The organism is Bacillus sp. JJ864 (genome assembly GCF_036963045.1).
In the GTDB taxonomy this organism is placed as follows: domain Bacteria; phylum Bacillota; class Bacilli; order Bacillales; family Bacillaceae_G; genus Bacillus_A; species Bacillus_A pseudomycoides_C.
In genome coordinates this window covers 1-12,595 of record NZ_JBALLY010000225.1, presented here as the reverse complement: position 1 = coordinate 12,595, position 12,595 = coordinate 1, and the positions used below count along the sequence as shown (strand labels likewise).

Sequence of the window (12,595 nt, the reverse complement as noted above, 5' to 3'; positions counted from 1 at the left end):
ATAATAGATAAGATATATTGGTCTACAGATCAAATTATCCTTGGCATATTTAGTGGTACAGCAGCAATTTCTGTATATACAATAGGGGCATCTTTTACTGGATATTTTTCAGGTTTCTCTGTTGCTATATCCAATGTATTTTTAAGCAGAGTGACAGGAATGGTAACTAAAGAGGTCTCGGATACAAAAGAAGTATCAGATTTATTTATCAGGATAGGGAGAGTTCAATATATTATATTATCATTTGCTGTAAGTGGATTTATTGTTTTTGGAAGGGAATTTATTATTTTATGGGTCGGAAAAGACTATAGTGATGCTTTTGTTATAGCTATCATCATTTTAGCTCCAATGATAGTATCTCTAGTACAAAGTATGGGAGGAATCATACTTCAAGCGAAAAATATGCAAACATTTAAATCGGTAATTTATTCTATTACAGCTATAGTTAATATTTTTATAAGTGTAATATTTGCCCGGTGGTGGGGGGCTATAGGATGTGCACTTGGAACAGCGGTAGCTTTTACTATAGGGAATATACTTATTATGAATTTTTATTATTGGAAGAAGATAAAGATAGACATACCTAAATTTTGGATTAATATTTTTGGGATGAGTTTTCCTTTTATAATTAGTTTAGCTTTTGGAGGAACAATAAATAAGTTAGTACTTGCTGACAGTTGGTTTGTATTTATTATTAAAATTCTAGTGTTTTCTATAGCATATGCTCTTTTAATGTGGTTTACGGGAATGAATAAATATGAAAAGGGTCTATTTATAGTGCCTTTTAAAAAGGTAATACAACGATTGGGAAAATGGAAATTGTATAAAGCAAGTTAAGGAGGAAAAAGGTAAGCAAATTTATGGAGGGATTTTATGAGTAAGGTAAGTATAGTGGTACCTATTTATAATGCAGGAGAAAAACTTCATAAATGTATAAAATCAATTCTTAATCAATCTTTTGAGGACTTTGAATTAATTTTAGTGAATGATGGTTCAACAGATAACAGTTTGACTATTTGCAAGAAATATCAACAACAAGATAATCGAATAACCGTGATAAATAAAAAGAACGAAGGAAGTATTTCTACAAGAAGAAAAGGTGTTGAAGCTTCAAAGTCAAAGTATGTTATGTTTGTGGATGCAGATGATTGGATTACTACTAAAGCTATTGAAACATTGAAAAATAATGTAGATATTACAATATGCAATATGTATAGAGTTATAGGAAATAGCACGTTGATTAAGAAAAAGGTTAAAAGTTGGTATTTTAATGAGAGTAAAATTTATGATGAAGAAGAAATTAAAAAGGACTTAGTAATTGCATACTTTCATGGACATCCATTTCCATCATCGTTATGTGCAAAGTTATATAAAAGAGAGTTGCTTGCAAGTTCTGGGAATTATTTGAGAAGAATACGTTTCTTAGGGGATGATCTTTTCTATAATCTAGAAATGTTGTTAAAAGTAAATAGGGTAAAAGGAATTGATAAATCGTTTTATTATTATCGGCAGGGTGGATTTACTAGCAAATACCAGCCTTTTTTGTTTGAAGATATGATTAATGGATATTTGATACAAGAGGAAGTAATTGACGAGCATTATTACGATACTATAGAAAAAATTACAATGGAATTAGTATAATGCTACTGAATACGTTTAAAGCATGTTTATTAAATTTATTTAATAATAACTTTAAAGAATTTGAGATAAAAGATTTAATTCAATTATATGTTTCGAATAATACTCTAATTAAATGTGCTTCTAACGAGGGAGCAATAACATTTTTTCCTCAAGATTATTTACATGCAATAAGAAATAAGGATACAGAATACCTTTATCAGCTAGGGGGAAGTATGTATAAAGGTACAAGAGTAAGAAAAATTCTTATAAATATTTTATCTAAATGCTGTTGAAGAAAATCGTTATAAGAATAAAAATCAATATTGTTAAATGGCATTTTAAAGATATAAAAATGTTTTTTTACGATATTGATGAAAATGTCCAGTAGAGTAAGTATTACTAACTTATATTTAAAGTAGGAACAAATTGGAGATTTTGAATGTTTATTTCTTAATTTTATAATGTAATTATTGACACCAGTCTTCTAACTGCAGCATTTACTATATTATAAAGGTTAGAAGGAGTGTTAAGTTTTGTCTCTTGGAGATTGTTATATTATTGAACTGGATCGATGGGGTATCAAAAACGATGGAACGTTGCCGATAGAAACAACTCAAGGCATCAATAATGCATTCATGTGGGCAGAAAATAATGACTTTCAAACGGTCATTTTACCAAAAGGCAATTATCTTGTAGATAAAAATTCGACATTAATACTTCGGAGCAACACACATTATAAGTTTTATGATTGTCTATTTATTAAAGAAGCTAACAATCTCACAGGATATTCTGTAATAGTTTGTGATAGCATTAAAAACGTAATACTAGAAGGTACGACAATAAAAGGTGATAGAGAAACGCATGATTATTCGAGTGGTGGCACTCATGAATGGGGACATGGAATCGCTATTAAAAATTCCTGTTATAACATTTTAATAAAAGATTGTAATGTTAGAGAATGTACAGGAGATGGCTATGTGACATCTATGGATTTTTCTGCAATAGGTGGAGTACAGCATCCAGCTCATTTTGCAAAAGGAGATATTGATAGTCAAGGGAATCTAGACACTATAAAAACTAATTATACAACGGTAACAAGGTTTTATGATGTGACTGGGAGTTTGGTGAAATCTGCTGGTTATTTTTATTACTCAGGAGACGGATATGGTGGATATGGAACTGGATGTAACTTAAATAAAACTATCATAAAGGTACATTTTTATGCAGAGAATGGTTCATATTTAGGTTATAGAAATACAAGATCTTATGAATTTATATATCTTGATTCAATGCCAGTAGGGACAACGAAAGTAAGATTTTCCTTTCTCCAGAATTATGATTTAATGAATGGTAATTTACATTATGTAATGTGTGCTAAAATTCCACAATATGTATACTTTGTTAATTGTAAATCTCAAAAAAATAGAAGACTTGGCGCCTCAGTTAATGGAGGAAGATTTATAACGTTTGATAGTTGTGAATTTTTTAATAATAGCAATCCTATGAATAATTCGATAGGTTGTAATCCTGGTTATGGGATTGATATTGAAGATGGGTATATGACGAATCAAAAGATAACTATTAGAAACTCTAATATATATGATAATAGAGCTGGAGCGTTTACGTGTGTTAGTACTAGAGGGGTTTATTTAGAAAATAATAAATTAAAAGGAACTGTTAATTTATCAGGAAGTGGTGATGATTATTTATCCTTAAATAATATGTATTATGGATCTATTGCAGGTAGATCTATAACAAGCGGAGTTGAGGCAGATGGAACATTTTGTACATTTAGGAATGATTCTATATTTGGGCAAGCTTGTAATATTACAGGAGGGAATACCACTTTAGATAATTGTGTTTTTTCAAAAAGTACAGTGTTTTTAAGTGGAGAAACGGTAAAAGTTATCAACTGTAAATTAACTTTTGATGATCCTGAAAAAGACGGAGTATTTGGTTTTAATAACAAAAATTTAGAGATACGTGATTCAGTATTTGAAATTAGAAGAGCCAAAGGAATAGCAGCAGCTAGTTATGCTCAAACTGATAATGCTACATTTTCTAATGTAAAATTCCTAACGAATGAATGTAATGGAGGCACTTATATAGGAACTAGGAATTTAAATGTTGAAAATTGCCAATTTATTCACTCTGGAAAAACAGCGAACTATAGCCGAATGATGGTATCAGAATCTATGAAAGTTGAAAATACGATTTTTAAAAATCAATCTTTTAGATTTGATGGTGGCAATATCTATGGGGAAGAAAAATTAGCTAAAGATAAGAAGTATAGTACACATAGCTTTCGGAATAATCAAATCATTTGGGATGAATCATATAGCCTCGCAGTCCATGAGGCCAGAGGACCAGGAGTATCATTTATTTATATACCAAGATTAGAAATTATCGGTAATTACCTGGAGGTGAATGGGAAAGTTACTTCTCTAGGATCCCAACATACTCTTAGAGTATTTACTGAAAATTATTTGAGCATTTCTGATAATACTATAGTTACAAATAATGATATCGGGATTAATACGAAAGGTACTATTACGATAGAAGGTGCATACCGAAGAGCAGGTTCAATACTTCCTATTCCTAAGACTATTGTAGTATCTCAAAATAACAACATAATTAACTCAGATATTAAATTTACAGAAAAATTAAATTCACAATTGGAAAAAAATATATTAGGGAATTTTCCATTAGTTGCAATGGTTTCATCGGAACCTACATTTGGTATATATAGTCGTGGGGAATTATTATTAAATATGAATCCAACTGTTGGTGGATATGTTGGATGGGTTTGTATCATTTCAGGTACAGCAAACAATTATGCATGGATGGTAAATAAGAATTATGCGATGGATAATTTAGTAAATGCGAATGGAAAAGTTTATAGATGTATAGTCGCAGGAACTAGCGGTACAACTTCTCCTTCTCATACTAGCGGAACAGCTTCGGATGGCAATGTGATATGGGAGTATGTAAATGTTTTAGCTGTATTTAAACCATTTGGATTGATTTCAAGCTAGAATAAACTTTATTCTAGCTTTTTTTAATTAAGCAAATGAGGCGTTAAAATATTTCGTAATGTATTTTCATAAATACTACTGCCAAATAAATTTTTTTGAAATAGGAGGAGTACATTTATATACAAGTATAGAGTGTATGTAAATGAAATTATAGAAATGAAAGGTGTACAACCATTATGGAAAATTCAAAAATGATAATCGCTTTAGGAGGTAAGAATACATGAAAATTCTAATCACAGGCGGAGCAGGTTACATCGGCACTCACACATGTGTAGAACTACTAAATGCTGGTTATGAAATCATTGTGGTAGACAATTTTTCAAACAGCAAACCAGAAGCTTTAAATCGCGTTCGTAAAATCACAGGAAAAGATTTTAGATTTTATCAGGTAAATTTACAAGATAAGGATGCATTAGACAAGATTTTTTCAGAAAATCAGGTTGATGCTGTTATCCATTTTGCGGGATTGAAAGCTGTTGGTGAGTCAGTTTCTTTACCACTTTGGTATTACGAAAATAATGTGACAGGGACCCTTAGGTTGTGTGAAGTGATGAAAAAATATGATGTAAAAAAGCTAGTCTTTAGTTCCTCGGCTACAGTATATGGAATGCCGGAATATGTACCAATATCTGAAGCTTGTTTACTTGGAGCAACGAACCCTTATGGACGTACAAAACAGATGATTGAAGAAATATTACGTGATCTGTATGTATCTGACCATGATTGGAGCGTTGCTCTTTTACGCTATTTCAACCCTATTGGAGCGCATAAAAGTGGAGAAATTGGAGAAGATCCAAGTGGCATTCCAAACAATCTTATCCCATATATTACACAAGTGGCTGTAGGAAAGTTAAGTGAATTAAAGGTTTTTGGTAATGACTATCCAACACAAGATGGAACAGGTGTAAGAGATTATATACATGTTGTAGATCTTGCAATTGGACATTTGAGAGCCCTTGAAAAAATATTGGGATCTAATGGGGTAGAAATATATAATTTGGGGACTGGTCGTGGGTATAGTGTATTAGAAATAATTACTGCTTTTGAAAAGGTTTTAGGTAAGGAAATTCCATATAGAATTGTAAATCGTCGTCCTGGCGATGTAGCTGTTTCTTATGCAGATGTAACAAAGGCCAAACTAGAGTTAGGATGGGTTGCCCAAAAAGGTATCGAAAAGATGTGTGAAGATTCATGGAGATGGCAGTTAAAGAATCCAAACGGTTATGGAGAAGTTGATGCACTAAAGATGAGTGGTGGTTGAGAGGAAAGTAGAAGTGAGAAAAAATGATTTCTTGGATTTGTTGTGAAATATAAAATGAAATATTTTCATACCATTTATTTATGAGAAGATGTTCTCAAAAAATTTTGGTTAGGAGCATGATTACTAATGAAACGACTTTTCGATTTGTTAATTTCTTTGTCGTTATTATTGTGTTTTTCTTCTATTCTTCTTGTCGTGGCAATTTTAGTTAGATGGAAATTAGGATCTCCTATACTATTTCAACAACAACGTCCAGGCCTACACGGAAACCCTTTTTATCTTTATAAGTTTCGTACAATGACTCATGAAAGAGATAGTCATGGTGAACTATTACCTGATGAAATTAGATTGACTTCGTTTGGAAAATTTCTCAGAAAATATAGTGTAGATGAGTTGCCGCAGCTTTTAAATGTTGTGAAAGGAGATTTAAGTTTAGTAGGACCACGACCATTATTAATGGAATATTTGCCTTTATATTCCAATGAACAAGCTAAACGACATCATGTAAGACCGGGAATTACTGGCTGGGCCCAAGTGAATGGAAGAAACGCAATTACTTGGGAAGAAAAATTTGAGCTTGATGTATGGTATGTAAATCATCAATCTTTTTTACTCGATATGAAAATATTATTTCTTACAGTAATAAAAGTATTTAAATCGGAAGGAATAAACCAAGTTGGTCATGTAACAATGAAACGTTTTACAGGTACAAAATTAACTGTAAGAGAGGGTAACGAATGAAAATTGTAATTATCGGACAAGGTGGTCACAGTAAGGTTGTACAGGATATTATCTTATCGAATAAGGGATATGAGATCATTGGATATTTAGATGACCGATATGAAGATATAACTATTGTAGATAATATTTATTTCGGACCTATTTTAACTGCACATGAAATGATTAAATCTTTTAATCAAATAAAATTTGTGATTGCAATTGGGGATAATAAAATTAGAGAAGAAATTGTCGGAAAATTAGGTCTTTCAGATGATTGTTATGCAACATTAATACATAAAACAGCTGTTGTTAGCCCAAGTGCTCAAATAGGACTTGGAACCGTTGTTATGCCTAATGTTGTGATTAATGCCGACACGCGAATTGGTAATCATGCCATTATAAATACAAGTTCTATTGTTGAACATGACAATAGAATAGGAGATTTCGTTCATATTTCTCCTCATGTTACACTTACAGGTTCTATCGTCATAGAAGAAGGTGTGCGTGTAGGAGCAGCAGCTACTCTTATTCCAAGTGTAAATATTGGAAAATGGTCTGTTATTGGAGCGGGAGCCGTTGTAATACATGATATTCCGCCTAATTGTACTGCTGCCGGTATTCCTGCCAAAGTTATCAATGAAGTAAGGCAATAGGAGGGAGAAAAATGGTAAGGACTCAACAAAAAAAACGAATCTATCTCTCTTCTCCGCACATGAGTGGCAATGAGCAAAAATATATTCAAGATGCATTTGATACAAATTGGATTGCTCCTCTTGGTCCAAATGTAGATGCTTTTGAAAAAGAACTTGCATCAGTTGTCGGAGTTAAGGGGGCTGCCGCGGTTAGTTCGGGCACTGCTGCTATTCATTTGGCATTGCGGTTATTGGATGTCCAAAAAGGAGATAAGGTATTTTGTTCAACTCTTACTTTTGTAGCAAGTGCCAATCCAATTGTATATTTAGGAGCTGAACCAATATTTATTGATTCAGAACCAGAAACATGGAATATGTCACCTCAAGCATTGGAGCGTGCATTACGTGATGCGGATGAAGAAGGGACATTGCCAAAAGCTATTATCGTTGTTCATTTATATGGACAGAGTGCCAAGATGAATGAAATTCTTTCATTATCTAATAAATATAATGTCTCTGTAATTGAAGATGCAGCAGAATCGCTTGGATCTACATATAAAGGAAAAGCAAGTGGTACATTGGGGGATTTTGGCGTATATTCATTTAATGGTAATAAGATTATTACCACTTCTGGTGGAGGAATGCTTGTTTCTGATGACATTGATGCATTACAGCAAGCTCGGTTTTTAGCTACCCAAGCAAGAGATACAGCGCTCCATTACCAGCATAGTGAGCTGGGTTACAATTATCGAATGAGCAATATATTGGCCGGTGTTGGAAGAGCTCAATTAGAGGTATTAGATGAGAGAGTAAGGGCTAGAAGATTTATATTCGAGCGGTATTACGAAGAATTATCCAGCCTGCCTGGATTTTACTTTATGCCCGAATTAAAAAATACTTCTTCGAATCGCTGGCTTACAACGTTAACGATCGATGAAAAAGAAGCAGGCATATCAATTGAATTATTACTAAGGGCTTTAGATAAAGAAAATATTGAAGCTCGTCCGGTTTGGAAACCGCTTCATATGCAGCCGCTTTTTGAAGGGATGAAATATTATTCTCATAGTATAAATAATCATGTGTCGGAGCAGTTATTTAAAAGGGGGATATGTCTTCCTTCTAGTTCGAACATGACAGATGAGGATCAACGAAGGGTCATTCAATGTATCAAAAACGTCTTATAAAATACAGTCCTCTATGTAGAAGCAGGAAGGGCTTCTTTTATGTGAATTACTATTGTAAAAATACGTTTAAACATAAAGAGTTTACATGTTAACGATTTTTGAAAAAATGATAAATCATTGTTTTCCGTATAGAGAATTATACGATATGAAAAATGGGAGAAGGGGATAGATGAATGCTTGGGAAAAACATTTATCAATTTCGAAAAAAAAGGGGGCTTACTTTATCTGAACTAGCAGAAAGAGCGGGGGTTTCAAAATCTTATTTAAGTAATATTGAGAGAAATATAAACCGAAACCCGTCTATTCATGTGATGGAAAAGATATCATTGGTATTGGAAGTAAATCTTAATGCATTACTTGAAACGAATGTGGAAATAAAGCAACAAATTGACAGAGAGTGGATAGATTTTGTTTATGAATTAAAAAAAGCTGGGGTTGATAGAGAAAAGTTACAGGATTATAAAATATTGATAGATTTCATTAAATGGAAAAATTCAGGAGTGAACAAATGAAAGGTTTGTTTATTTTCGTTATTTGTATGGATTTTATGTTTCATAGGCTAATGCAAGGGTTAAAACAAGAACAAATTATGTTTTGTTCCGCATGGCCAGAGACATATATGTAGAACAATTAAAATGAATTTATAGTTTGCCAATTTGGTGTAAAAGTATCTTTATTTATGGAAAATCTTTAGAAGATAAGACAATGACATTAAAGGTATAATTATCGATTGAATATTCGGTTAATTAATTGACATTGCAAAGATGAAATGGTAATTTATAACTTATAATAGTTCTATTTATGGAAGATAAAACAACTAAATTAAAAAAATCAACTATCAGTAGGTTATTTTTATTGAACTAAACATGTATGTTCTTTATTAAGAATGCTTGTGAACTGTCTGTAAAAGCCCAATTCGTGAGAGGTAATGATCAGTAAGGGATGAACAAAGTCCTACTGATAAAAGTTTTACTTTATCCGATTGGGTTTTTATTTACTTTCTGCGTAATGGGAGAGGAAAAAATGAGTGCAATAACAGGTATATTTCATTTTAATGACGAGCCTATATCAACTGAATACAGTAAGGGACTAATGGAGTGTTTACAAAAATATCCTGCTGACGATGTTCAAATATGGCACAAAGAGAATGTTTTTCTTGGCTGTCATGCCCAATGGATTACGCCGGAATCCATTGGGGAACAATTGCCCTTTTATGATTCTGAAAGGCAATTGGCAATTACAGCAGATGCTATTATCGATAATCGTGATGAATTATTTGAGAGATTGCAAGTGGATTATGCGGATAGAAAAAGCATGACAGACAGCAAATTGATTTTACTCTCTTACCAAAAATGGGGGGAAGATGCCCCTAAATATTTAGTAGGTGATTTTGCTTTTATAATTTGGGATAAGAGAAATAGAAAGTTGTTTGGAGCAAGGGATTTTTCTGGAAGTCGGACTCTTTATTTTTACCGCGACCAGCGCCGATTTGCTTTTTGTACGCTTATAAAGCCGTTATTTACTTTGCCCTATATAGAGAAGAAGTTGAACGAGCAATGGCTTGCTGAATTTCTAGCTATACCAGTGAATTTTGAATCGGTAGACCCTTCTCTTACTGTTTATAAACATATAGAACAGATTCCTCCTTCACATACAATCTTGGTGACGGAGGAAAGAGTAACGCTTTCTAGATATTGTACATTAGTTGCTGGAGATAAGCTCCAGCTCAAGTCAAATGAAGAATATGAAGAAGCCTTTCGGGAGGTATATCAAAGGGCGATAAGGGAGCGTTTGCGCACTCATCATCAAGTAGGAGCTCATTTGAGCGGAGGATTGGATTCAGGTTCCGTTGTTAGTTTTGCGGCAAGAGATTTAAGTGCAGAAAAAAAACAATTACATACGTTTAGTTACGTTCCAGTAGAGGGGTTTGTAGATTGGACACATAAAGGCAGGGTAGCTGATGAAAGACCTTTTATTCAATCGACTGTACAACATGTAGGAAATATAAAGGATCACTATTTAGATTTTGCGGGAAGAAGTCCCTTATCAGAAGTTGATGATTGGCTGGAAACATTAGAGATGCCATATAAATTTTTTGAGAATACATTTTGGCTAAAAGGGGTTTATGAACAGGCATATCAGCAAGGAATCGGTGTACTCTTAAGTGGCCAAAGAGGGAATTGGACAGTATCTTGGGGCCCTGTTTTAGACTATCAAGCGATGCTTTTAAAAAAGCTGCATTGGTTTCGTTTTTTCCGTGAACTGCATTTATATAGTAGAAACTTAGGAGTGAAGAAATCGAGAGTTTTTAAAGTAGTAAGAAAAAAGGCGTTTCCGTCTTTAAATCGGCTATTTTCACTGGAAGAGGAAAGTCTTTTTCCTATAATAATCAATCCCGAATTTGCAAAGAAAATGAACGTTGTAGAGAAGCTTAAAGAGCATGATATCGATATGACTGGTTCTTTGACTTCGAATGCATACGAGATGAAAAAACAACAATTTGAACAATTGTATTACTGGAGTATAAATGGAACGTATGAAACGAAATTATCTTTACGTTACTCTTTATGGAATCGTGATCCAACGAATGATTTACGAATGATTCAATTTTGTTTATCAGTCCCGGAAGAGCAATATGTTCAAAATGGTTTAGATCGGGCGCTTATACGGAGGGCAACAAAAAATTATCTCCCTGATAAGGTGAGGTTAAATCAGCGCGTCCGAGGTGTTCAAGGAGCAGATGGGGTGTGTCGTATGGCACCTTCTTGGAATCAATTTATCGAGGAACTTCAACAGCTTAGCATGGATCCTATAATCTCTGAATTTCTAGATATAGGAGTAATTAAGGCAGCGATTTTAAAGATTCAAAAAGAACCGAGGCCAGAATATGCATTTGATTTAGATTTTAGAATTTTAATGCGTAGTTTAATTGTGTATCGATTTATAAAAAATTTAATTGAAAGGGGGTGAGATGATGAAAAAAGAATGGAAGAAACCAGTACTAGAAGTGCTTGATATTAATATGACAATGGCTGGACCAGGACATAAAATTCCGGATGCAGTTCAGCCCGATCCAGATGATCCTGTAAAGTATAGCTAAACAATAAGGTTTGTATGTGTTTAAAGCTCTTATATAGTATGAATTTATATAAGAGCTTTAAAAACAAATTGTTATTAGTGTGGAGTGAGGAAAATGTTGGCTACCGGGAGAAACGTAATATACAAAGCTTTCGGATTAAGAATAGAAAGTGAGATTCCTTTACCAGAATTGCCGCAAATGAATGAACCAACACAGAGGACAGATATCATCATTGAAATTGCTGATTTATCGGAGCAATGGTGTAAATATAATGTTAAATATGAGCAAAGATTTGTAGTGGAGAAAAATATAGTAATGTTTCAAGTCCCTCAAACCGCTACATTTTCTATACAAGAAGGTAGGAAAATTACTTTTTCACCTCTACCAGGAGCGGAAAAAGATAAAATACGGCTTTATCTTCTTGGAACTTGTATGGGAGCGTTATTAATACAGAGGAAAATACTTCCGTTACATGGAAGTGCGCTCGCCATTAATGGAAAGGCTTATGCTTTAATTGGTGATTCGGGGGCTGGAAAATCAACGCTTTCTTCTGCATTTTTACGTAAAGGGTATCAACTTTTAAGTGATGATGTTATTGCTGTGTCTCTTTCTTGTGAAGGTACTCCATTTGTTATGCCATCTTATCCACAACAAAAACTGTGGCAGGAAAGCTTAAATGAATTTGGAATGGAAACCACACATTATCGTCCGTTGTTTGAAAGAGAAACGAAGTATGCTGTCCCTGTATCTTCGCAATTTTTTGCGGATCCATTACCTCTTGTAGGTGTGATTGAATTAGTAAAAACAGAGGATGAGAGCATTGAAATGATTCAAATTGAAGGACTTGAGCGTCTTCGTACATTATTTCATCATACATTTCGCAATTTTCTAGTCCCGCGATTAGGATTGATGGAATGGCATTTTACAGTTTCTACAAATATGGTAAACAAAATTAATATGTTTCAATTACGTCGTCCAACTTCAAGATTTACAGCGCGCGAACTTGCATCTCTTGTTTTAAGTTCTATACATGAAGGACTAAATTAATAGTAGTCATTTTTATA

Annotated in this window: 11 protein-coding genes; all 11 read left to right on the top strand. The window is 33.4% G+C overall.

What is annotated here, in order from left to right; translation table 11 throughout:
- Positions 1-837 (top strand): lipopolysaccharide biosynthesis protein (locus V7024_RS23575; RefSeq protein WP_335524471.1); only part of this gene is annotated, 837 nt, incomplete at its 5' end.
- A 36-nt stretch (positions 838-873) separates the two neighbouring features.
- Positions 874-1,641, top strand: a complete 768-nt coding sequence (locus tag V7024_RS23570) for a glycosyltransferase family 2 protein (protein ID WP_335524470.1) — start codon at positions 874-876, stop codon at positions 1,639-1,641.
- Positions 1,642-2,153: 512 nt separating this feature from the next.
- A complete protein-coding gene (locus V7024_RS23565; RefSeq protein ID WP_335524468.1) occupies positions 2,154-4,655 on the top strand; it encodes a hypothetical protein in 2,502 nt (833 codons plus the stop codon).
- A gap of 220 nt (positions 4,656-4,875) precedes the next feature.
- Positions 4,876-5,916, top strand: coding sequence for a UDP-glucose 4-epimerase GalE (gene galE / locus V7024_RS23560; RefSeq protein ID WP_335524466.1), 1,041 nt, complete (start codon positions 4,876-4,878; stop codon positions 5,914-5,916).
- Between the two features lie 126 nt (positions 5,917-6,042).
- Positions 6,043-6,657: a sugar transferase gene (locus V7024_RS23555; RefSeq protein WP_335524465.1), complete on the top strand. Its 615-nt coding sequence runs from the start codon at positions 6,043-6,045 to the stop codon at positions 6,655-6,657.
- Entirely contained in the window at positions 6,654-7,289 is a 636-nt protein-coding gene (locus V7024_RS23550; protein WP_335524463.1) for an acetyltransferase, read from the top strand. The genes V7024_RS23555 and V7024_RS23550 overlap by 4 nt, the downstream gene beginning before the upstream one ends.
- A gap of 11 nt (positions 7,290-7,300) precedes the next feature.
- The gene (locus tag V7024_RS23545) at positions 7,301-8,452 is read left to right on the top strand and encodes a DegT/DnrJ/EryC1/StrS family aminotransferase (protein WP_335524461.1); all 1,152 of its coding nucleotides are present in this window, start codon (positions 7,301-7,303) and stop codon (positions 8,450-8,452) included.
- A gap of 173 nt (positions 8,453-8,625) precedes the next feature.
- Positions 8,626-8,964, top strand: a complete 339-nt coding sequence (locus tag V7024_RS23540) for a helix-turn-helix domain-containing protein (RefSeq protein WP_335524460.1) — start codon at positions 8,626-8,628, stop codon at positions 8,962-8,964.
- 511 nt (positions 8,965-9,475) lie between these two features.
- Positions 9,476-11,422, top strand: a complete 1,947-nt coding sequence (locus V7024_RS23535) for a lasso peptide isopeptide bond-forming cyclase (protein ID WP_335524459.1) — start codon at positions 9,476-9,478, stop codon at positions 11,420-11,422.
- Positions 11,423-11,426: 4 nt separating this feature from the next.
- Positions 11,427-11,552 (top strand): paeninodin family lasso peptide, encoded by a 126-nt coding sequence (locus V7024_RS23530; RefSeq protein ID WP_020061971.1) that lies wholly within the window; start codon positions 11,427-11,429, stop codon positions 11,550-11,552.
- A 93-nt stretch (positions 11,553-11,645) separates the two neighbouring features.
- Positions 11,646-12,578, top strand: a complete 933-nt coding sequence (locus V7024_RS23525; RefSeq protein WP_335524458.1) for an aldolase — start codon at positions 11,646-11,648, stop codon at positions 12,576-12,578.
- The last annotated feature ends 17 nt before the right edge of the window (positions 12,579-12,595 follow it).